Below are 22,569 nucleotides of genomic sequence, written 5' to 3' on the forward strand. Positions count from 1 at the left end.
CAGTCCAATCCGACGACACTTTGCGTCTTATTAACGAACGCTACGCTCCCTAAACTGGCTGCCATCTTTTCCTATACTCAGCGGGTCACGTCCGCCCAGTCGCCAGTAAGGTCAACCATGAGCATTCCGTCCAGCACCATCAGCAAGACCAATCGCCACCCTGCAGACGGTAAAAAACCCATCACCATCTTTGGCCCGGATTTTCCGTTTGCCTTTGATGATTGGATCGAGCACCCGGCCGGCCTGGGCAGCATTCCCGTCGCCAACCATGGCGCCGAAGTGGCGATCGTCGGTGCAGGGATCGCGGGCCTGGTTGCCGCCTACGAGCTGATGAAACTGGGTCTCAAGCCGGTGGTGTATGAAGCTTCGAAAATGGGCGGCCGCCTGCGCTCCCAAGCCTTCGAAGGCGCCGAAGGCATCATCGCCGAGCTGGGTGGCATGCGCTTCCCGGTGTCGTCCACCGCGTTCTACCACTACGTGGACAAACTCGGCCTGGAAACCAAACCCTTCCCCAACCCGCTGACGCCAGCCTCCGGCAGCACGGTGATTGACCTGGAAGGCCAGACTCACTACGCACAAAAACTGTCCGATCTTCCTGCGCTGTTTCAAGAAGTCGCCGACGCCTGGGCCGACGCCTTGGAAGCCGGCTCGCAGTTCGGCGATATCCAGCAAGCCATCCGCGACCGTGACGTGCCACGCCTCAAAGAGCTGTGGAATAAGCTGGTGCCACTGTGGGACGACCGCACCTTCTACGACTTCGTTGCCACGTCGAAGGCTTTCGCCAAGTTGTCGTTTCACCATCGCGAAGTATTCGGCCAGGTCGGTTTCGGCACTGGCGGCTGGGATTCGGACTTCCCCAACTCGATGTTGGAAATCTTCCGCGTGGTGATGACCAACTGCGACGATCACCAACACTTGGTCGTCGGCGGCGTGGCCCAGGTGCCGATGGGCATTTGGCGCCATGTGCCGGAGCGTTGCGCCCACTGGCCGGCCGGCACTAGCCTCAGTTCGTTGCACCGTGGTGCGCCGCGGGCCGGGGTGAAACGCATCGCCCATGCCGCCGACGGCCGCTTTGCCGTCACCGACAACTACGGCGACACCCGCGAATACGCCGCCGTGCTGACCACCTGCCAAAGCTGGCTGCTGACCACCCAGATCGAATGCGACGAAACCCTGTTCTCGCAAAAGATGTGGATGGCCCTGGACCGCACCCGCTACATGCAGTCATCAAAAACGTTCGTGATGGTTGACCGCCCGTTCTGGAAAGACAAAGACCCGGAAACCGGCCGCGACCTGATGAGCATGACCCTCACGGATCGCCTGACCCGTGGCACTTATCTGTTCGACAATGGTGACGATAAGCCGGGGGTGATTTGCCTGTCTTACTCGTGGATGAGCGATGCACTGAAGATGCTGCCGCAGCCCATCGATAAACGCGTGAAACTGGCCCTCGACGCGCTGAACAAGATCTACCCGAAAGTCGACATCAAGGCGCGCATCATCGGCGACCCGATCACGGTGTCCTGGGAAGCCGACCCGCATTTCCTCGGCGCCTTCAAAGGTGCATTGCCCGGCCACTATCGCTATAACCAGCGTATGTATGCGCACTTCATGCAGAAGGACATGCCCGCCGAGCAACGTGGGATTTTTATCGCAGGTGACGACGTTTCCTGGACCCCGGCCTGGGTCGAAGGCGCAGTGCAAACCTCATTGAACGCGGTATGGGGCATCATGACCCACTTCGGCGGCAGTACTCATCCGGAGAACCCAGGGCCGGGTGATGTGTTCGACGAAATCGGGCCGATCGCCCTGGCCGAATAAGGAGCTGAGCATGCGTGTTGCCCTTTACCAATGCCCACCACTGCCGCTGGACGTGGCCGGCAACCTCAAGCGCCTGCACCAACTGGCCCATGAAGCGTGCGGCGCCGATGTGCTGGTGCTGCCGGAGATGTTTCTCAGCGGCTACAACATCGGCGCTGAAGCGGTTGGCGCGTTAGCTGAAGCGCAAGACGGGCCATCCGCACAGGCGATTGCCGAACTGGCCAAAGGCGCCGGGCTGGCCATTCTGTACGGTTACCCGGAACGTGCCGAGGACGGCCAGCTCTACAACGCCGTGCAGTTGATCGACGCCCACGGCCAGCGCCTGTGCAACTACCGCAAGACGCATCTGTTTGGCGATCTGGACCACTCGATGTTCAGTGCCGGTGACGACGATTTCCCGCTGGTGGAACTCAATGGTTGGAAGCTTGGCTTCCTGATCTGCTACGACCTGGAGTTCCCGGAAAACACCCGGCGCCTGGCCCTTGCCGGTGCCGACTTGATCCTGGTGCCCACCGCCAATATGGTGCCGTTCGACTTTGTGGCCGATGTCACCGTGCGGGCGCGGGCCTTCGAGAACCAATGCTATGTGGCCTACGCCAATTACTGCGGGCACGAAGGCGAGATCCTGTACTGCGGGCAAAGTAGCATCGCTGCACCGAACGGCGAGCGTATAGCCCAGGCTGGCCTGGATGAAGCCTTGATTGTCGGTACGCTGGAGCGCCAATCGATCATCAATGCGCGCGCCGCCAATCACTATCTGCATGACCGCCGCCCCGAGTTGTACGGCGCGCTGTACAAGCCCTGACCCGACGGGTTGGGTAGCGGTTTGTTAATATAGCCACTTCCTATGTTTCGGAAGTGCCCATGCCTGCGCCGGCCCACCCTCATCACCTTCACCTGACCCTGGCCAATGGCTTGCGGGTTTCCTTGCATCATGCCCCGCGTTTGAAGCGTTGCGCTGCCGTTTTGCGGGTGTCGGCCGGCAGCCATGACGTGCCATTGGCCTGGCCGGGGTTGGCTCACTTTCTGGAACATTTGTTGTTTCTCGGCACCGAGCGTTTTCCCACCACAGAGGGGTTGATGGCCTACGTGCAGCGTCATGGGGGCCAAGTCAATGCGCGCACCCGTGAGCGCACCACGGCGTTCTTCTTTGAGCTGCCGGCGTCAACGTTTACGAGTGGCCTGGAGCGCTTGGCCGACATGCTGTCCCATCCACGCCTGGCGCTGGAGGATCAGCTACGCGAGCGCGAGGTGTTGCACGCAGAGTTTGTCGCCTGGTCCCAGGATGTCGGGGCGCAGCAACAAGTCGCGTTGCTGCAAGGCCTGGCCGCAGACCATCCGCTGCGGGGTTTTCATGCGGGCAACCGCGACAGCTTGCCGGTGGAGCGTGAGGCATTTCAGCAGGCATTGCGGGAGTTCCACGCGCATTTCTATCAGAGCGGGCAGATGACGCTGAGCCTGGCCGGCCCACTGTCGCTGGATGAACTGCAAAGCCTGGCACAGCAGTTCAGTGAGCAACTGACCTCAGGACCTCTACGCCCACAATCTGCGCCACCGGCTTTGATGAAGGGTGAAGCGCGGAGCTATCAGCACATCGCCAATGACCACCTGCACCACGTCATCACTTGTGACGCGCCGCGTGAAGCACTGGATTTTCTCTGTGCCTGGCTGAATGCCTCGGCACCCGGCGGCTTGCTGGCTGAACTGAAAGCGCGGCAACTGGCCAGTGCACTGCAGGCGTCGGTGCTTTATCACTTCGCCGGGCAAGCTGTGTTGGATATCGACGTCACGCTCAGCGCCCAAGATAAGTCGGCTACGCAGATAGAGGCGTTGCTGCACGATTGGCTGAGCTTTTTCGCACAGCGCGATTGGACTTCACTACGGGAAGAGTTCGCGCTGTTGGCCGTTCGTCAACGACAGGTCCAAGGCGCGCTGGCCTTGGCCAGACACGACAGCCAGGCTCTTTCGGAACAGGATGTCGTCGCCCTCAAAGCCATGCTTGGTTCGCTGCGGCTGCCACCCTCCGCGCACACTTGGCAACTGCCGCCGAACAACCCGTTCCTACGACCATCAGTCAAGGAAGAACGCGCCGGCCTGATTCGCGGCCAGACCAGCGCACACCGGGGGTTGCGCACCTTCGCCCAGGATCGCTCCCGCGGACGTCGGGAGGTGTCGGCATTGAACTTCAGCCAGGCGCTGGCGGATGACAGTGGTGAAGGTGCACTGTATTTGCAATGGCAGTCGGCCCCCACCGGCCTGGAGAGCGCATTGCAGGCGTTGCGTGAAAATGCGCGTCAGGCGGGTGTCGAATTGTCGTTCGAAAGCCTGGGCAATGACGCGCTGGTAAAAATGATAGGGCTGCTGGAACCCATACCCTCCGTGCTGGACGTGTTGGCGCAGAGTCTGATTCAACCGCAAGAGGCGCAACCTGCCTCACCGCCGATGATCGCCATTCGGGAGTTGCTCAAGGCCCTGCCCGCTTGCTGCACCGTTATCACGCCTCGTTCTGAATCGTGGGCCACCGCATGTTGGCAAGGCCTGGGACTGGGGTTTCCTGCCGCGTATGAGGCCGCTGTCAAAGCAGCAGCCGCCCGACTGCCCGGGCAACCCGCAAACATAAATCACAGGGTGCCATCCCTCAGCGGCCAACGTATCTGGCATGAAGTGAAAACCGACTCCAACGACGCCGCCCTGCTGCTTTTTTGCCCAACACCCGGTCAATCCCTGGCGGACGAGGCCGCGTGGCGACTGCTCGGCCATCTGCTCCAAGGGCCGTTCTACCAAAAGCTACGGGTAGAACTGCAAATCGGCTACGCCGTGTTCAGCGCCATCCGGCAGATAAACGGCCAGACCGGCCTGCTACTCGGCGTACAGTCCCCCAGCGTTACCCTGGAAGGCATCGCCGATCACCTGCAAACCTTCCTGGCGCAACTGCCAGCACTGATCAATGGCTGCGACGACCTCGGCAACCTGGATCTGGCGCAACAATTTTCAGCGCAGGCACTGCCCAATGCTCAAGCTGCCGACCTGCTCTGGCACGCACATCTGGCTGGCCATCCGTCGGGTTATCTGGAACAACTGCAATCCCGGATCCAAGCCTGTAGCCTCGAAGCGTTGCAACTGGCCGCCCAGCAATTGAACGACGCCACAGGCGGCTGGCGCTGCGTCGCCAACGGCGCGCGCATTTCGGCTACCTGGCAAGCGGCAGACTGATCATTGCCGCCCTTGCAAAAGGCTTTTTCCACCAAGACAGCGCTAACTTTAAAATAATTGCGTAACATTCCCACGCATACCTGTGAACATCTCCGACTGGAGGTGGACTATATGTATTACTTGGTAGTGAACGTCCCATCCCTTCGTAGGAGTAAGAACATGACTTGGTCCAAACCTGCTTACACTGATCTGCGCATCGGTTTCGAAGTCACCATGTACTTCGCCAGCCGTTAATCCGCTGGGTAATACAACGCCTCGGTTCGCCCGGGGCGTTTTTGTTTTGAGCTTGATGGAGCGACCATGTTTGTCCAGATTTTAGGTTCCGCCGCCGGCGGTGGTTTCCCGCAGTGGAACTGCAACTGCGTGAACTGCGCTGGTTTGCGCGATGGCAGCCTGCGGGCGCAAGCGCGTACCCAGTCATCCATCGCGATCTCCGACGATGGTGTGAACTGGGTGCTGTGCAATGCCTCGCCGGATATCCGCGCGCAACTCCAGGGTTTTGCGCCGATGCAACCGGGCCGCGCCCTGCGTGACACCGGCATCAGCGCGATCATCCTGATGGACAGCCAGATCGACCACACCACCGGCCTGTTGAGCCTGCGCGAGGGTTGCCCGCACCAGGTGTGGTGCACCGACATGGTCCATGAAGACCTGAGCACCGGCTTCCCGCTGTTCGCCATGCTGACCCACTGGAACGGCGGCCTGGCCTGGAACCGCATCGACCTGGACGCCAGCTTCAGCATCCCGGCCTGCCCCAACCTGCGTTTCACCCCTCTGCCACTGCGCAGCGCCGCACCGCCTTATTCGCCACACCGTTTCGACCCGCACCCCGGTGACAATATCGGCCTGATCGTCGAAGACCTGCGCACCGGCGGCAAGCTGTTCTACGCCCCGGGCCTGGGCAAGGTCGACGCGCCGTTGCTGGAGATCATGGCCGGCAGCGACTGCCTGCTGGTGGACGGCACGATGTGGGATGACGATGAAATGCAGCGCCGTGGCGTCGGCACCCGCACCGGCCGCGAGATGGGCCACCTGGCACAGAACGGCCCCGGTGGCATGCTCGAGGTGCTGGAGCAATTGCCCGAGCAGCGCAAGGTGCTTATCCATATCAACAACACCAACCCGATCCTTGATGAAGACTCCCCCGAGCGAGCGGAATTGGTGCGGCGCAATGTCGAAGTGGCTTACGACGGCATGAGCATTGAATTGTAGGAGCAGACAATATGACTGACGCACCGCTAACGCCCGCCGAATTTGAAGCAGCCCTGCGCGCCAAGGGCGCCTTCTACCATATCCATCACCCGTATCACGTGGCGATGTACGAAGGCCGTGCCACCCGTGAACAAATCCAGGGCTGGGTCGCCAACCGTTTCTACTATCAGGTGAACATCCCGCTGAAGGACGCTGCGATCCTGGCCAACTGCCCGGACCGTGAAATACGTCGCGAGTGGATCCAGCGCCTGCTCGACCACGATGGCGCCCCCGGTGAAGACGGCGGCATCGAAGCCTGGCTGCGTCTGGGCCAGGCGGTCGGCCTCGACCCGGACCAACTGCGCTCCCAGGAACTGGTGTTGCCCGGCGTGCGTTTTGCGGTGGATGCCTACGTCAACTTTGCCCGCCGCGCCAGTTGGCAGGAAGCCGCCAGCAGCTCGTTGACCGAGCTGTTCGCGCCGCAGATCCACCAGTCGCGCCTCGACAGCTGGCCGCAGCATTACCCGTGGATCGACCCGGCGGGTTATGAGTATTTCCGCACCCGCCTGGGCCAGGCCCGGCGCGATGTGGAGCACGGGTTGGCGATCACCCTGCAGCACTACACCACCCGTGACGGCCAAGAGCGCATGCTGGAAATTCTCCAGTTCAAACTGGACATCCTGTGGAGCATGCTGGATGCCATGAGCATGGCCTATGAACTCAAACGCCCGCCGTATCACAGCGTGACCGAGCAGCGGGTGTGGCATAAAGGGATCACCCTATGAGCGTTGATCGCAGCAAAAAACCCACCTGGCGCCAGGGCTATCGTTACCAGTACGAGCCTGCGCAAAAAGGCCATGTGCTGCTGTATCCCGAGGGCATGATCAAGCTCAACGACAGCGCCGCACTGATTGGTGGTTTGATCGACGGCGAGCGCGACGTGGCCGCGATCATCGCCGAGCTGGATAAACAATTCCCCGGCGTACCCGAGCTCGGCGAAGACATTGAGCAATTCATGGAGGTCGCCCGTGCTGAGCACTGGATCACCCTTGCCTGAAAAGCCAGCCATCGGCCTGCCGCTTTGGCTGCTGGCCGAGCTGACTTACCGCTGCCCGTTGCAGTGCCCGTATTGCTCCAACCCGCTGGATTTTGCCGAACAGGGCAAGGAGCTGAGTACTGAGCAGTGGATCAAGGTGTTTCGTGAAGCTCGCGAGATGGGCGCCGCGCAATTGGGGTTTTCCGGCGGTGAGCCGCTGGTGCGCCAGGACCTCGCCGAGCTGATCGCCGAGGCGCGCAAGTTGGGTTTCTATACCAACCTGATCACTTCCGGCATCGGCTTGACCGAGCAGAAAATCAGCGATTTCAAGAAGGCTGGCCTGGACCATATCCAGATCAGTTTCCAGGCCAGCGACGAACAGGTGAACAACCTGCTGGCCGGCTCGAAAAAAGCTTTCGCGCAAAAACTGGAAATGGCCCGTGCGGTGAAAGCCCACGGCTACCCGATGGTGCTGAACTTCGTCACCCATCGGCACAACATCGACAAGATCGACCGCATCATTGAGCTGTGCATTGCGTTGGAAGCGGACTTTGTCGAACTCGCCACCTGCCAGTTCTACGGCTGGGCGCAGCTCAATCGTGTGGGGTTGCTGCCGACCCGGGAACAACTGGTACGCGCCGAACGCATCACCAACGAATACCGCGCCAAACTGGAAGCCGAAGGCCACCCGTGCAAGCTGATTTTCGTCACCCCGGACTACTACGAAGAGCGCCCCAAAGCCTGCATGAACGGCTGGGGCAGTATCTTTCTTACCGTGACACCAGACGGCACCGCCCTGCCCTGCCACGGCGCCCGACAGATGCCCGTACAGTTTCCCAATGTGCGCGACCACAGCATGCAGCACATCTGGTACGACTCGTTCGGCTTCAACCGCTTTCGCGGCTACGACTGGATGCCCGAGCCGTGCCGTTCCTGCGATGAGAAAGAGAAAGACTTCGGCGGCTGCCGTTGCCAGGCCTTCATGCTCACGGGGGATGCGAGCAATGCCGACCCGGTGTGCAGCAAGTCCGAGCAGCACGGCATCATCCTGCAGGCGCGGGAAGAAGCCGAACACGCCACCCAGACCATCGAGCAACTGGCCTTTCGCAATGAGCGCAACTCACGGCTCATCGCAAAAGGCTGACGGCCTCAGCGCTTGGCGATGATGTACACCGCGTGAATAACGCCTGGGAAGTAACCGCACAGGGTCAGCAAGATGTTCAGCCAGAACGCGCCGCCGAGGCCCACTTGCAGGAACACACCCAGTGGCGGCAGCAGAATGGCGATGATGATTCGAATGAAATCCATAGGGTCAGCTCCAGAAAATCGGCTCGTGCGAGCCGTGTAGCTAATCGACCTTGGGCGTTCGTGAGGGTTCAGTGGGATCTGGCGTTGGGCCATCCAGACAAAAAAACGCCCCCAGCCAAAAGAATCAGGCCGGAGGCGTCGCGTAGACCGCGAGACGGTTCAGGAATAGGGGTTAAACGGCGATGCCCTTGCGGCATTGCAACTGCTCGGTACGCACCCGGGAAAAGGCACGGGCCAGGCGCAGGAGCATTTCGTCGATGTTACTTTTGCTCACCGTCAGGGCCGGGGTGAAACGCAGGCAGTTGGGTTGTGGGGCGTTGAGGATCAGGCCTTCATGCAAGGCCGCTTTTACCACCGCATCCGCAGAATCATCCGACAGCGTCAGGCCCCACATCAGGCCGTGGCCGCGCAGTTGGCCATGGTCGTAGCGATAGGCTAGGCGTGTCAGGCCTTCGCCGAGGTAAAAGCCGGACTCACGCACCTGCTCCAGAAAGCCGTGGTCCAGTACCGTATCGAGTACCGCCAGCCCGGCCGATGCCATCAACGCATTGCCATGATGGGTGCCTTCCAGTTCGCCCACCTCAAAACAGCAGGCTTTACCGCGTGCCAGCAGCGCGGCGAGAGGCACGCCGCCGCCCAGGCCTTTGCCGAGAGTGATGATGTCCGCACGTACGCCGTACTGTTGTTCGGCGAGCAAGGTGCCGCAGCGGCCTATGCCGGTTTGCACCTCGTCGAGGATCAGCAGGATCCCCAACTCGCGACAAAGCCTCTCGACCCCTTTGAGGTAGTGCTCCGTCGCAGGGATCACCCCGGCTTCGCCCTGGATCGGCTCGAGCAGGATGGCGACGGTTTGCGCATCGACTGCCGCATGCAGGGCCGGCAGGTCGTTGAAGGGTACGTGGCTGAAGCCTGGCAACTGTGGTTCAAAACGGTTTTCAACAGTGCCCGCCGACGCCGACATCGCCGCAAAGCTGCGACCATGGCAACCACCGCTCGCGCTGATGATGCGGTAGGCGCCACCGCGATGCAGTTGGCCCCATTTGCGCGCCAATTTGATCGCGGCTTCAACGGCTTCCGCACCGCTGTTCAGCAGATACGCCTGGTCACTGCCGGTACGATGGCACAAGCGTTCGGCGAGGTTGAGTTGAGCGCGGTTGTACAGGCCGCTCCCCGGGTTGATCAGCGCCTGGGTCTGGTCGGCCAGCGCCTTGATCAACACCTGCGGGCTGTGGCCTAGGCTGTTGGCCGCGTTGCCCTGGCTGAAATCCAGGTAGGCACGGTCGTCACTGTCCCACAGCCAGGAACCCTGGCCGCGCGCAAATACTTGCGGCGATCGCCTTAGGGAGGGCATCAGGGATTCACTGGAAGGATTATCCCTGGGCGTCTCCAGCATCAAATCATCCAGGCTCGGCGCAGGGCGACGAAACAGATTCATAGCTCACCCCCAATAGCAACCGGAGGTTGATCGGTACAACGTGCCGATACGGCCTGGAGGTTTTTTGTCTTGCCTATGTAAACGCTATCAACATCAACGCTGTTCATTGCCCGATCCGGCCCTGTAAGCCCTGCGAATAGGCGCTAGACTAGGCGTCTCAAGGGCCAACGGCCATTTCGATTTTCCAGCTTTTTCGATAAGTAAGCCTTATGGATTTCAAGCAACTGCGTTATTTCGTCGCGGTGTATGAGGAAGGCCACGTAGGCCGTGCTGCGGAGCGCTTGTCGATCTCCCAACCGGCGCTGTCCCAGCAGATTCGCCACTTGGAACAGAACCTCGACGTGAGCCTGTTCGAGCGCAGCAGCAAGCGCCTGCTGCCCACCCTGGCTGCCCACACGTTGTACAACCATGCTCTGCCGCTGATCGATGGCATGCAGCAAGCCGTGGAGGCGTTGCGTAACTTCAAGGGCCAGGCGATGCGCACCTTGGCCATTGGCGTGCTGCAAACCGTGCACACCAGCCTGGTGCCGCAGATGCTCGAGCGCGTGCGCAAGGCCCAGCCGCACTTGGTGGTGCAGATCTACGAGTTGACCGGGATTGAGATTGAACGGCGATTGCTCAACGGTTCGCTGGACATCGGTATCAGCTACTTGCCGCCCCGCCAGCCGGGGCTGCACGGCGTGTTGTTGTATGAAGACGAATTGAAGGTGGTCATCCCGGAGGATCATCCCCTGCGCGAATTCAAGAAGGTCTCGCTGAAGCAGGCGGCGGAGTTACCCATGTTGCTGCTGGGCGAGGAGTTCCAGGTCAGGCAGATCTGGCAGGGCCAACTGGCCAACCTCGGCCGTCGCCCGCAAGTGCAGGCCGAGCTCAATACCATGGTGGGGATTCTCGACAGCTTGCCTCACACAAAGCTGGCGACAGTACTGCCGGGGCGCTCCCAGGACGAACACAATAGCCAGGCGCTGTTGTGGAAACCCTTGAGTGAACCCAGGGTGGCGCTGAAAGTGGGCTTGGTGTGCCGCGACGTGCAGCGCCAGCAGGCGACGGTTGCGTTGCTGCGCACCTTGCTGGAAGACGTGATGAATGCGCCGCAGGCACCGGCATGACTTTTTCGCAGGCAAAAGAAAACCCCGCCTAAGCGGGGCTTTGCAGACTGTTTCCCTGACATCCATTTCACTCCGCCGTCCTGGCAGAATCCTACGTGTCCGTGTTGTTTCTTTGCGCTTCCTGCGCGACGTCCATGTGAAGTAGATTAGCCGTGGATCCAATATGGCGATAGAGGGCGAATAGCAGCACGTCATGTAAGAGAATGCTTACACGCCCTCCAATCCCTTAGAACAGGGCTTCATCCAGCAGAAACAGCGATTCGCTGCCGGCTTTTACCGACGCACTCAGCGAATGGATACGTGGCAACAGGCGCGCAAAGTAGAAGCGCGCGGTGCCCAGCTTGCTGGCGTAGAAGTCTTCTTCAGCCTCCTTGCCCAGCGCCGCCTTGGCCATGCGCGCCCACATATAGCCGTAGGCCATGTATCCAAATGCATGCAAATACTCAACGGACGCCGCGCCGATTTCATTCGGGTCTGTCTTGGCGCGATCCAGCACCCAAGCGGTCAGTTCATCCAGGTCATCCACCGCCGCACTTAGCGGTTTGGTGAATTCAGCCAGCTCGGCACCGGCCGAGGCAATGAACGCGCGGATCTCATCGGCAAACAAGGTGTAGAACGCCCCGCCGCTGCCGACGATCTTGCGCCCCATCAGGTCCAGCGCCTGGATGCCGTTGGTGCCTTCGTAGATCTGAGTGATGCGCACATCGCGCACCAGTTGCTCCTGGCCCCACTCGCGAATGTAGCCGTGGCCGCCAAACACTTGCTGGCCGAGCACCGTGGTTTCAAGGCCCAGGTCGCTCAAGAACGCCTTGGCCACTGGGGTCAGCAACGCCACCAGGTTATCCGCACGTTCGCGGGCAGCGGCATCGTCGCTGAACTTGGCGATATCCAGTTGCGTCGCCACGTAGGTGGAGAAGGCACGGCCGCCTTCGTTCGCGGCCTTCATGGTCAGCAGCATCCGGCGCACGTCCGGGTGCACGATGATCGGGTCAGCCACTTTTTCCTTGGCCTGCGCGCCGGTCGGCGCACGGCTTTGCAAGCGGTCACGTGCGTATTCAATGGCGTTCTGGTAAGAGCGCTCGCCGGACGCCAGGCCCTGGATACCCACACCCAAGCGCTCATAGTTCATCATGGTGAACATCGCCGCCAAACCACGGTTCGGCTCGCCCACCAGATAACCCGCGGCTTCGTCGAAGTTCATCACACAGGTCGCGGACGCCTGGATCCCCATCTTATGCTCGATCGAGCCACAGCTCACCGGGTTGCGTGCGCCCAGGCTGCCGTCGGCATTCACCATGAACTTCGGCACCAGGAACAGCGAAATCCCCTTGGGACCGGCCGGCGCATCCGGCAGCTTGGCAAGCACCAAGTGGATGATGTTGTCGGTGAGGTCGTGTTCGCCACCGGTGATAAAGATCTTGGTCCCGCTGACTTTGTAGGAACCGTCCGCCTGCGGCTCAGCCTTGGTACGGATCATCCCCAAGTCGGTACCGGCATGGGACTCGGTCAGGCACATGGAGCCTGCCCATTCACCGGAATACATCTTCGGCAGGTAGGCGGCCTTGAGTGCTTCGCTGGCGTGCGTGGCAATCGACACGCAGGCGCCGGAGGTCAGCATCGGGTACAAACCGAATGCCAGGCTCGACGAGTTGATCATCTCTTCGACCTGGGCTGACACAGCCTTGGGCATGCCCATGCCACCGAAGGCAGGGTCGCCACCTACGCCAACCCAACCGCCTTCGGCGTAGGTTTTGTAGGCCTGCGGGAAACCGTCCGGCGTAAACACCGCAGTGTTGTCCCAGCGGCAACCTTGTTCATCGCCACTGCGGCTGAGCGGGGCGATGGATTTGGCAGTGACCTTGCCGGCTTCTTCGAGGATGGCCTCTACGGTTTCGGCGTCAACGGTGTCTGCCAATGCCGGCAATTGGGCCCACGTGTCGGCGACCTCAAAGACTTCGTTGAGGACGAAGCGCATATCACGCAGCGGCGCTTTGTAATCAGCCATGGCAAACCTCGTAAGAACGTGAAAGTGATTCGGTAGGATCGGTTTTACAGGCTCCGAGTGTACCCGAACAACTTTTCAGACACATAGGGTCCACTTGTGACTGATAGGTATTTTTAAGTCATCACAGCGAAAATGCCTCCGCGGGCAGACTCATCAGGCATTCGCTGCCCGCTTCCACAGCCGCGCGGTGGGTGGCGGTACGCGGCAGCAGGCGCTTGAAGTAGAAGTCGCAAGTGGCCAGCTTGGCCTTGGCGAAATCAGCGTCTTGCTGGTCAAGGGCAGCAATCGCCATGCGCAGCCACAGGTAAGCGAGCACCACGTAACCGCTGTACATCAAGTAATCCACTGCCGCCGCACCGACTTCATCGGGGTTCTTCATCGCGGCCATACCGACCTGGGTGGTCAGTTCACCCCATTCACCGTTCAGTTGATTGAGCTGCGCTACATAGGCCCTGAGTTGCGGATGCTCGGCCTGCGCGGCGCAGAACTTGTGCACGATTTTGGTAAACCCGCGCAGCAACTTGCCCTGGCTGCCCAGCACCTTGCGCCCCAGCAAGTCGAGGGCCTGGATACCGTTGGTGCCTTCATAGATCGGCGCAATCCGAGCATCCCGGGCCAGTTGCTCCATGCCCCATTCGCGAATATAGCCGTGGCCACCGAAGACCTGCATGCCATGGTTGGCCACCTCCAGCCCGGTATCGGTCATAAAGGCTTTGCACAGTGGCGTGAGGAAAGCCAGCAGGTCTTCGGCGTCCTGGCGTTGGCCGGCGTCGCTGCTCAGGTGCGCGGTGTCGAGCAGTTGCGCGGTGAAGTAGGCCAGCGCGCGGTTGCCTTCGTTGAAGGCTTTCATGGTCAGCAACATGCGGCGCACGTCGGGGTGCACGATGATAGGGTCGGCAGCTTTTTCCGGAGCCTTGGCGCCGGTCAGCGAGCGCATTTGCAGGCGATCGTTGGCGTACTTGATCGCCCCCTGGAAGCTTGCCTCGCCGCTGCACAGGCCCTGCATGCCGGTGCCCAGGCGCGCATGGTTCATCATGGTGAACATGCAGTTGAGGCCTTTGTTCGCCTCGCCGATCAGGAAACCTCTGGCACCGTCAAAGTTGAGCACACAGGTAGCCGAGGCCTTGATGCCCATCTTGTGCTCGATAGAGCCGCAGTGCACCGCGTTGCGCTCGCCGGAATCGGCATGGAACTTGGGCACGATAAACAGCGAGATGCCCTTGGTGCCCGCCGGCGCATCCGGCAGCTTGGCCAGCACCAGGTGGATAATGTTGGTACTCATGTCGTGTTCGCCGGCAGAGATGAAGATCTTGCTGCCGGTGACCGCATAGCTGCCATCCGCCTGAGGCACGGCACGGGTCTTGATCAGGCCCAGGTCGGTGCCGCAATGGGCTTCGGTGAGGCACATGGTGCCGGTCCATTCGCCGGCGGTGAGTTTGCTCAGGAACGTATCTTTTTGCTCGGCGGTGCCATGGGCGTGGATCGCCGACATTGCGCCGTGGGTCAGCCCTGGGTACATGCCCCAGGAGGTATTGCTGGAGCCGATCATTTCGCTGAGCACCAGACCAAGTGACTGCGGCAAGCCCTGGCCGCCAAAGGCCGGGTCCGCCGCCACGCCGTGCCATCCGCCTTCAACGTACTGGGCGAACGCTTCCTTGAAACCCTTGGGCGTGGTGACGACGCCATTGTCGAAATGGCAGCCTTCTTCATCACCGCTACGGTTGAGCGGCGACAGCACGTTCTCGCAAAATTTGGCGCCTTCTTCGAGGATCGCATTGACCATGTCCGGGCTGGCGTCGGTTGCACCCAACGCGGCGTAGTGGCCGTGAAAATCAAATACGTTGTCGATCAGAAAGCGCATGTCGCGCAGGGGAGCTTTGTAGTCAGGCATGGCGATGTCTCCGGCAGCAGATGGTTTAACCCTACTGCCGGCCACGGCTCTCGACAATCACTGTAGGGCTGCTGAATACAGCACCATTACTCAACCGGCAGCGCTTTCCCGCACAGCGCCACGGCGGGTCTGGCCAGCGGCGACCACACAGTTACGCCCGGCGCCCTTGGCGGCGTACAGCGCCTGGTCGGCAGACTTGAGGACTTCCTCCGGTGTGCGCTGCTCAGCCTGGCGTTCGGCCACGCCGATACTGATGGTCACCGAAACACTCGATGCGCCACTGCCCGCCCGTCGCTGGCGGCCTTGGTGGTCGTCCTGAGGGCGGTCCAGGTTGCGTAATTTGATAGCGTAATCGGCGATGATTACGCGGATTTCTTCCAGGTGCGGCAAGCATTCTTCCACCGTCTTGCCGGCGAACACCACGGCGAACTCTTCACCGCCATACCGGTAAGCGCGCCCGCCGCCGTTGACCTTCGACAGCTTGCTCGCCACCAAACGCAGCACCTGGTCGCCGACGTCATGGCCATGGGTATCGTTGAAGCGCTTGAAGTGGTCGACGTCGCTCATCGCCAGCACGTAGTTGCGGCCCAACCGCTGCATACGCTCGTTCAGCGCGCGTCGTCCCGGCAAGCCGGTCAGCTCATCGCGGAAGGCCATTTGATAGGCCTCGTGGGCGACGCCGGCGGCGATCATCAGCATCACCTGGCTGCACATGATATTCAGGGTGAACGGCAGGATGAACGTCTGCGGCAACATCCAGAACAACCCCAGCAAACCCACCAGTTGCGCGGCGTGCAGCGGGCGCGGCTGGTACCAGTATTGCGCGGCCAGGGTCAGGAAGCCGATCAGGAACATCGGATAAGACAGTTGGATCAGGCTCATCCAGGCGCCATGCAGCACTGGCCAGCGAATCTCCGCCAACCAGTTCAGCACCGCCACGGGGAAACTCTGCTCGAGTGCCAGCGCCACGCTGCCTATTGCCAGCAACACTGCGCCACGGGCGACGAAATCACGGAACAGGTGGGTCTTCTCCTGCCACAGCGCGTAAATGCTGAACAACAACGGCAACAACAGGCAGCACAGGTGAAACACCACCGCCGCGTCTTCGCGCACGCGGCCGTTGTCGCGGTAGAAGTCGGTCTGGGTATCGAGCAGGAAGTAGGCGATATACACCGTGATCATCAGGAACAGTTCACGCTGACGGCGGTACACCGCGCAGTACGAACCGCCGAGCAACAACACCAAGGTCGGCAACACATTGAACAGTGACGTGAAGAAAACGCTGAGGTCTTTGATATATGCAGCCGAGAGCCCGGCCAGCAACAGCAGTAACGAAGGGAGGAAATGATTGAAACTGACAGCGAACACGCGTGACAAGGGTAAAACTCCGACCCGCAAAAAATGATGGCAATGTGCCTCCGCGCAGACAGTTAAGCACAACCCGTCGCGCATGTATCACATTGCCATCACTGTAACGGCAGCCGGCAGCAATCCCTGAGTACTGTGCTGCGGTTTTTTATCGCGCACAAAAAAGCCGCTGCTCTTGTCAAGGAGCAGCGGCTGTGGAAGTGGACCCGGTGAGGCTTAGTAAGCCAGGCCGAAGTCTTCTTCTTTCATGTCCATCAGGTTGTTGGCGCCCGATAGCATGGTAGCTTTATGGGTCTGGGTACGCGGCAGGATACGCTGGAAGTAGAAGCGCGCGGTCTGCAGCTTGGCGGTGTAGAACGCCTCTTCGGTGGTGCCAGCAGCCAGTTTTTCGGCAGCCAGGCGCGCCATGTCGGCCCAGAAGTAAGCCAGGCACGCATAACCGGAGTACATCAGGTAGTCCACCGAGGCGGCACCCACTTCTTCACGGTCTTTCATCGCGGCCATGCCGACCTTCATGGTCAACTCGCCCCACTCTTTGTTCAGCGCATCCAGCGGAGTAACAAACTCCTGAACGGCTTCGTTGCCTTCGTTGGCCTGGCAGAACTTGTGGACGATCTTGGTGAAGCCCTTGAGCGCTTCGCCCTGGGTCATCAGCACTTTACGGCCGAGCAGGTCCAGCGCCTGGATACCGGTGGTGCCTTCGTATAGCATCGAAATGCGGCTATCACGAACGTTCTGCTCCATGCCCCACTCGGCGATGAAGCCGTGGCCACCGTAGATCTGTACGCCGTGGTTGGCAGACTCAAAACCGACTTCGGTCATGAACGCCTTGGCGATCGGGGTCATGAAGGCCAGCAGGCCGTCAGCCTGTTTCTTGGCTTCGTCGTCGGTGCCGTATTTGACGATGTCCACTTGCTTGGCGGTGAAGTACACCATCGCACGGTTGCCTTCGGCGAAGGCTTTCATGGTCAGCAGCATGCGGCGCACGTCTGGGTGCACGATGATCGGGTCAGCGGCTTTTTCCGGCGCTTTCGGGCCAGTCAGCGAGCGCATTTGCAGGCGGTCGCGGGCGTACTTCAGGCCGCCCTGGAAGCCGATCTCGGCGTGGGCCAGGCCTTGCAGCGCCGTGCCCAGGCGAGCGGTGTTCATAAAGGTGAACATGCAGTTCAGGCCTTTATTCGCCGGGCCGATCAGAAAACCGGTGGCCGCGTCGAAGTTCATCACGCAGGTAGCATTGCCGTGGATACCCATCTTGTGTTCCAGGGAGCCACAGGTCACCGCGTTGCGCTCACCCACCGAACCATCGGCGTTTGGCATGAATTTCGGCACGATGAACAGCGAGATGCCTTTGGTGCCAGCCGGTGCGTCCGGCAGGCGGGCCAGTACGATGTGGACGATGTTGTCGGCCATGTCGTGTTCACCGGCCGAGATGAAGATCTTGGTGCCGGAGACCTTGTAGGAACCGTCAGCCTGAGGCTCAGCCTTGGTGCGCAGCATGCCCAGGTCGGTGCCGCAGTGTGGCTCGGTAAGGCACATGGTGCCGGTCCATTCACCCGACACCAGTTTGGTCAGGTAGGCCTCTTGCTGCTCTGGGGTGCCATGCTCGGAAATGGTGTTCATCGCACCGTGGGACAGGCCCGGGTACATGCCCCATGACCAGTTGGCTTCGCCAACCATTTCGCTGACTGCCAGGCCCAGGGACTCCGGCAGGCCTTGGCCACCGTGCGCCACGTCGTGGGCCAGGCTTGGCCAGCCGCCTTCAACGAATTGCTTGTAGGCTTCTTTGAAACCAGCAGGGGTCTTAACGCCTGACTCACTCCAGGTGCACCCTTCGATGTCGCCCACGCGGTTCAGCGGTGCCAGCACTTGTTCACAGAACTTGGCGCCTTCTTCAAGGATGGCGTCAACCATGTCCGGGGTAGCGTCCTGGCAAGCCGGCAGGCTCTGATAGTGCGCTTCATAGCCGAGCAGTTCGTCACGAACGAAGCGAATATCACGCAAGGGGGCCTTGTAGTCAGGCATAGCGATAAACCTCTGCTGATGTATCTGGAATGAACAACCGCGTGGATGGGTTATGGCGGTCAAACAGGTGTTTGAAACATACGTTTACCACCTGGGGATGTCAAGCGTCGTCCGGGTGCCGTTTGTCATGACGTGGGTCAATGGCGCGCACGGCAACGTCTGCGGCGGGTTGCCACACCAAAATGAGTGTAGAAGTTCGAGAGGACGAAGCAGAACAACTGTGTGAGCGGGCTTGCCTGCGCTACAGGCGCCTCGCTGCATCAACAGGACCGAACAGATGCTATCGCGGGCAAGCCCTCTCCCACAGGAGAGCCGGTGTGCAGGCGGCGAGAGCGTTAAGCGTAGGTATCGATCAACGTGCCGAGCATTTCATCCGAAGCCTTGGCGACTTTTACGCCGAGCTCGACTTGGAACTTGCCTTGGGCCATTTCCACCATGTTGCTGGCCGAGTTGGACAGCTGGGCGCGGTCGTTGGCTTGTAGACGGTCGCTTTGCGCATCCGATGGCTGGGTCGTGGCGGCGCTGGCAATCTTGCCCGCAGCCTGGTCGACACGGTTCTGCCCGGCCTGAATAGTGCTCAGCCCCGAGTAAAACGCGCTGCTTCCAGAGATTTCCATGGCGTAAGCCTGCCTTTAGAGAATCGTGAGCTGTGATTGAAGCAGAGTTGCCCACAAAACACCCGACAAAAACACTAATGGCATAATGCCTCAGCGATAGCCAAAATCAGTCAAGCAAGTCTAATTGCAGGTACTCCGCCACGGTTTCAGCCCCCGCCTGCTTAAGTTTCGGCACACGGCCCAGGCATGGCGCAGGCAACCGCTCTGCCAGGGTGGCGAGGTTTTCTTCCAGACGGGAGGTCTTGGGGTCGATGATATTGGCCACCCACCCGGCCAACTGCAAACCGTCTCGCGCGATGGCTTCGGCGGTAAGCAAGGCGTGACTGATGCACCCCAGCCGCACACCCACCACCAAGATCACGGGCAGTTTGAGCGCCATGGCCAGGTCCGACAAATTCGCCTGATCGGCCAATGGCACACGCCATCCGCCGGCGCCTTCGATCAGGGTGAAATCCGCTTGCCTGGCCAGAACCTGCTGCATAGGTTTGAGCAAAGAGTGAACGGTGAGCGAGACACCCGCTTCCCGCGCCGCCAGATGGGGCGCGATGGCCGGTTCGAATGCCACCGGGTTGACCTCGGCATAACTCAGGGGCAATGAGCATTCGGCCAACAATGCCAGCGCATCGGCATTACGCAAGCCTTTGGGCGTGACCTGGCAGCCGGAAGACACCGGTTTGCCGGCAGCGGTGCTTTTGCCGGCTTGCCGCGCCGCGTGTAACAGGCCGGCGGCAATGGTGGTCTTGCCGACATCGGTGTCGGTGCCAGTGATGAAGTAAGCGGCGGTCATAGCGGTTTCTCCAGTACGGCATACACCACTTGGTAAGTCGCCGGCAGGCCCTGGGCCTGACGGAACTGCTCATACGCTTGCACCAGTGCAACAATCCGCGCACGCCCCGTCAAGCCTCCCGGCCGGCCGGGGTTGAGGTTATGCGCGCCCAAGGCCTTCAGCTCGTGGGTCAGGCTGCGCACGTCCGGGTAGTGCAACACATGGGGGCGGCGCTCCAGGCTCACTACTCGCAGGCCACTGGCCGCACACCGCTGCTGATAAGCCTCGAAGGTGCGAAAGCGGTTGACGTGGACCAGGCCATCCGCGGCGCGCCAGCTTTCGCGCAGTTCTTCCAGGGTGCCCACGCAAAGACTGGCAAACGCCAGGACACCCCCCGGTTGCAGCACACGATAGGCTTCACTGAGCACCGCCTCGAAGTTCGCGCACCATTGCACCGCGAGACTGGAGAAGATCAGCCCGCAACTGGCGTCGTGCAGCGGTAAACGCTCGGCGTCCCCCGCGATGAAATGTCTAGCGCCACCCAACGGCCGCGCGTGGTTGAGCATGCCTTCGGCAATATCCAGCGCCACGCCCTGGCTGGCGGGCAACCGTTCACCCAACACACGGCTGAAATAACCGGTGCCGCAGCCCATGTCCAGCCAGCGTTGCGGCGCGATGCCTGCTGGTAGACGCGCCAGCAATTGGCTGCCCACCGCCCGCTGCAACTCGGCAACGCTGTCGTAACTGGCCGCCGCGCGGGAAAAGGAGGCCGCCACCTGGCGCTTGTCCGGCAAGCCACCCGGCAGCGGGGCGTGGGATAAATCAGTCATCGACGCACTCATGCAAAAAGGCCTGGATGGCCCCCGCTACACCGTGGGGGTCTTCCAGAAGAAACGCGTGGCCGGCCTGTTCAATCAGGCCGATTTCAACATCGGGGAGCAGGGCCAGCAGGGCGCTGGCGGCTTCGGCGGGCACCAACTCGTCCATGCCGGCAAACAGGTGCAGCTGCGGGCCACGGAAGGCCAGCAAAGCGCCGCGCGTATCGAGTTGGGCGAGCAGCTCAAGCCCGGGCATCAACACACTCGTCGGTGTATTCGGCGCGCCACTGACCAGCAGGCGCGACAACCCGCGTGGGTCCTCCGCGCCCTTGGCGCACAACAGGCCGAAGCGCTTGAGGGTGACCTGGGAGTCGGCATGGCAGCCGGCGAGGAACGCGTCAAAGGTCTCGGCGGGCATCGCGCTCGGCCAGCCGTCATGGGCAACGAAACATGGATTGCTGGCCAGGGTCAGCAGGCCGCAGCAGCGCTCTGCGCGTCGCGCCGCCAGCGCCGAAGCGAGCATGCCACCCAGCGACCAACCGCCCAGCCAGGCGTTGTCCGGCAGCGTGGCGTCGAGTTCATCGAGCCATTCATTCAGGTCACTGGAGTCCAGCGCCGGCAGCGGCTCGATCTGCACCCGCAGGTGCTCGTCCAGGCCTTGCAAGGCGGCGGCCAAAGGCTCCAACGGCGATACGCCAAGGCCCCAGCCGGGCAGTAATATCAGTCGATCACGCATGGTTGGGCTCCGTGGCGCCTAACAAGCGGAAACACGCTTCCAATGCATTTAACAATAGCCGCACCTGCGCCTCGCTGTGGGCCGCGGTCAAGGTCACGCGTAAGCGCGCGCTGCCAGCCGGCACGGTAGGTGGGCGGATCGCGGTCACCATCAAGCCGCGTTCGCGCAGCATGTGCGACAGGCGCATGGCTTTGGCACTGTCGCCGATCAGGATCGGCTGGATCGGCGTAAAGCTGTCCATCAAGTCCAGGCCGAGCTGCTCCGCGCCCTGGCGGAACTGGCGAATGAGGCTATTGAGGTGCTCGCGCCGCCAGTGCTCGGTACGCAACAGCTCCAGGCTTTTCAAGGTAGCGCAGGCCAGGGCGGGCGGTTGGCTGGTGGTGTAGATGTAGGGCCGGGCGAATTGGATCAGGCTTTCGATCAGTTCTTCGCTGCCGGCCACAAAGGCCCCCGCCGTACCGAAGGCCTTGCCGAGCGTGCCGACCAGCACCGGCACGTCCTCCTGGCTGAGGCCGAAATGCTCGACGATGCCGCCGCCGTGGGCGCCCAAAGGGCCGAAACCGTGGGCGTCGTCCACCATCAACCAGGCGCCCTTTGCCTTGGTTTCACGGGCCAGCGCGGGCAAATCCGCCAGGTCGCCGTCCATGCTGAACACGCCGTCGGTGACCACCAGCGTATTACCGGTCGCCTTCTCCAGGCGCTTGACCAGGCTTTCAGCGTCGTTGTGCAGGTAGCGATTGAAGCGCGCACCGGACAGCAGGCCGGCATCCAGCAGCGAGGCGTGGTTAAGCCGGTCTTCCAGCACCGTGTCGCCCTGCCCCACCAACGCCGTGACCGCACCGAGGTTGGCCATGTAGCCGGTGGTAAACAGCAAGGCGCGTGGGCGACCGGTCAGGTCCGCCAGGGCTTCTTCCAGTTCATGGTGCGGCGTGGCATGCCCGACCACCAAGTGCGAAGCGCCACCGCCCACGCCCCAACGGGAGGCACCGGCGCGCCAGGCCTCGATCACCTGCGGATGATTGGCCAGGCCCAGGTAATCGTTATTGCAAAACGCCAGCAACGGCTGGCCGTCCACCACCACTTCCGGGCCTTGGGGGCTACCCAGCAGCGGGCGTCGGCGATAGAGGTGTTCGGCACGGCGGGCAGCGAGGCGCGCGGCGAGATCAAAAGACATGCAGGCCTCATTTAAGCAGACTGAGCGCGGTCGAAGTGTGGGAGCGCATCCAAGGTGAG

20 protein-coding genes are annotated in these 22,569 nt (G+C 61.3%); 9 read left to right on the forward strand and 11 right to left on the reverse strand.

The genetic code is table 11. The features are described from left to right. Positions 1-138 precede the first annotated feature (138 nt). The 8 genes from AACY36_RS02730 to pqqE all read left to right on the forward strand — a co-directional run bounded on the left by AACY36_RS02730 (position 139) and on the right by pqqE (position 8,405). Positions 139-1,821 carry a flavin monoamine oxidase family protein gene (locus AACY36_RS02730; RefSeq protein ID WP_339427693.1) on the forward strand — a complete coding sequence of 561 codons (1,683 nt, stop codon included), beginning with the start codon at positions 139-141 and terminating at the stop codon, positions 1,819-1,821. 10 nt (positions 1,822-1,831) lie between these two features. Further along, positions 1,832-2,626 (forward strand): carbon-nitrogen hydrolase family protein, encoded by a 795-nt coding sequence (locus AACY36_RS02735; protein WP_339415391.1) that lies wholly within the window; start codon positions 1,832-1,834, stop codon positions 2,624-2,626. A 59-nt stretch (positions 2,627-2,685) separates the two neighbouring features. Beyond that, positions 2,686-5,034 (forward strand): pyrroloquinoline quinone biosynthesis protein PqqF, encoded by a 2,349-nt coding sequence (gene pqqF, locus AACY36_RS02740; RefSeq protein ID WP_339436915.1) that lies wholly within the window; start codon positions 2,686-2,688, stop codon positions 5,032-5,034. A 159-nt stretch (positions 5,035-5,193) separates the two neighbouring features. Beyond that, a complete protein-coding gene (gene pqqA / locus AACY36_RS02745) occupies positions 5,194-5,268 on the forward strand; it encodes a pyrroloquinoline quinone precursor peptide PqqA (RefSeq protein WP_003194766.1) in 75 nt (24 codons plus the stop codon). 66 nt (positions 5,269-5,334) lie between these two features. Beyond that, positions 5,335-6,246 carry a pyrroloquinoline quinone biosynthesis protein PqqB gene (pqqB, locus tag AACY36_RS02750; protein ID WP_339415389.1) on the forward strand — a complete coding sequence of 304 codons (912 nt, stop codon included), beginning with the start codon at positions 5,335-5,337 and terminating at the stop codon, positions 6,244-6,246. 11 nt (positions 6,247-6,257) lie between these two features. Then, on the forward strand, positions 6,258-7,010 hold the full coding sequence (pqqC, locus tag AACY36_RS02755) for a pyrroloquinoline-quinone synthase PqqC (RefSeq protein ID WP_339415388.1): 753 nt from the start codon (positions 6,258-6,260) through the stop codon (positions 7,008-7,010). Further along, positions 7,007-7,282 (forward strand): pyrroloquinoline quinone biosynthesis peptide chaperone PqqD, encoded by a 276-nt coding sequence (gene pqqD, locus AACY36_RS02760; RefSeq protein ID WP_339415387.1) that lies wholly within the window; start codon positions 7,007-7,009, stop codon positions 7,280-7,282. Before pqqC ends, pqqD begins: the two co-directional genes overlap by 4 nt. Beyond that, positions 7,275-8,405 carry a pyrroloquinoline quinone biosynthesis protein PqqE gene (gene pqqE, locus AACY36_RS02765; RefSeq protein WP_015886197.1) on the forward strand — a complete coding sequence of 377 codons (1,131 nt, stop codon included), beginning with the start codon at positions 7,275-7,277 and terminating at the stop codon, positions 8,403-8,405. Before pqqD ends, pqqE begins: the two co-directional genes overlap by 8 nt. 5 nt (positions 8,406-8,410) lie before the next feature. Here pqqE and AACY36_RS02770 read toward each other — a convergent pair whose 3' ends face one another. Together AACY36_RS02770 and AACY36_RS02775 are read right to left on the reverse strand one after the other, a co-directional pair. After that, complete coding sequence (locus AACY36_RS02770) at positions 8,411-8,569, reverse strand: YqaE/Pmp3 family membrane protein (protein WP_339415386.1); 159 nt, start codon at positions 8,567-8,569, stop codon at positions 8,411-8,413. Between the two features lie 172 nt (positions 8,570-8,741). Beyond that, positions 8,742-10,004 (reverse strand): aspartate aminotransferase family protein, encoded by a 1,263-nt coding sequence (locus AACY36_RS02775; RefSeq protein WP_339496736.1) that lies wholly within the window; start codon positions 10,002-10,004, stop codon positions 8,742-8,744. Positions 10,005-10,213: 209 nt separating this feature from the next. On the opposite strand from AACY36_RS02775, the gene AACY36_RS02780 reads away from it, so the two are divergent. Continuing rightward, complete coding sequence (locus tag AACY36_RS02780) at positions 10,214-11,113, forward strand: LysR family transcriptional regulator (protein ID WP_339427682.1); 900 nt, start codon at positions 10,214-10,216, stop codon at positions 11,111-11,113. 226 nt (positions 11,114-11,339) lie between these two features. Here the strand turns inward: AACY36_RS02780 and AACY36_RS02785 are convergent, their stop codons facing one another. From AACY36_RS02785 to bioF, 9 genes are all read right to left on the reverse strand, one after another. Next, on the reverse strand, positions 11,340-13,118 hold the full coding sequence (locus AACY36_RS02785) for an acyl-CoA dehydrogenase C-terminal domain-containing protein (protein ID WP_339436916.1): 1,779 nt from the start codon (positions 13,116-13,118) through the stop codon (positions 11,340-11,342). A gap of 121 nt (positions 13,119-13,239) precedes the next feature. Beyond that, a complete protein-coding gene (locus AACY36_RS02790) occupies positions 13,240-15,009 on the reverse strand; it encodes an acyl-CoA dehydrogenase C-terminal domain-containing protein (protein WP_339494611.1) in 1,770 nt (589 codons plus the stop codon). Positions 15,010-15,099: 90 nt separating this feature from the next. Continuing rightward, on the reverse strand, positions 15,100-16,386 hold the full coding sequence (locus tag AACY36_RS02795) for a GGDEF domain-containing protein (protein ID WP_339415382.1): 1,287 nt from the start codon (positions 16,384-16,386) through the stop codon (positions 15,100-15,102). A 207-nt stretch (positions 16,387-16,593) separates the two neighbouring features. Next, entirely contained in the window at positions 16,594-18,399 is a 1,806-nt protein-coding gene (locus AACY36_RS02800; protein WP_339496737.1) for a phenylacyl-CoA dehydrogenase, read from the reverse strand. Between the two features lie 335 nt (positions 18,400-18,734). Then, entirely contained in the window at positions 18,735-19,016 is a 282-nt protein-coding gene (locus AACY36_RS02805) for a pyrroloquinoline quinone biosynthesis protein PqqE (protein ID WP_339415380.1), read from the reverse strand. A gap of 106 nt (positions 19,017-19,122) precedes the next feature. Further along, positions 19,123-19,803 (reverse strand): dethiobiotin synthase, encoded by a 681-nt coding sequence (gene bioD, locus AACY36_RS02810; protein ID WP_339496738.1) that lies wholly within the window; start codon positions 19,801-19,803, stop codon positions 19,123-19,125. After that, a complete protein-coding gene (gene bioC / locus AACY36_RS02815) occupies positions 19,800-20,612 on the reverse strand; it encodes a malonyl-ACP O-methyltransferase BioC (protein WP_339415378.1) in 813 nt (270 codons plus the stop codon). The genes bioD and bioC overlap by 4 nt, the downstream gene beginning before the upstream one ends. After that, the gene (locus tag AACY36_RS02820) at positions 20,605-21,336 is read right to left on the reverse strand and encodes an alpha/beta fold hydrolase (protein ID WP_339415377.1); all 732 of its coding nucleotides are present in this window, start codon (positions 21,334-21,336) and stop codon (positions 20,605-20,607) included. The genes bioC and AACY36_RS02820 overlap by 8 nt, the downstream gene beginning before the upstream one ends. After that, positions 21,329-22,510 carry an 8-amino-7-oxononanoate synthase gene (gene bioF, locus AACY36_RS02825; RefSeq protein WP_339415376.1) on the reverse strand — a complete coding sequence of 394 codons (1,182 nt, stop codon included), beginning with the start codon at positions 22,508-22,510 and terminating at the stop codon, positions 21,329-21,331. Before bioF ends, AACY36_RS02820 begins: the two co-directional genes overlap by 8 nt. Between the last annotated feature and the right edge of the window lie 59 nt (positions 22,511-22,569).

The organism is Pseudomonas sp. EA_15y_Pfl1_P101 (genome assembly GCF_963970835.1).
In the GTDB taxonomy this organism is placed as follows: Bacteria; Pseudomonadota; Gammaproteobacteria; order Pseudomonadales; family Pseudomonadaceae; genus Aquipseudomonas; species Aquipseudomonas tritici.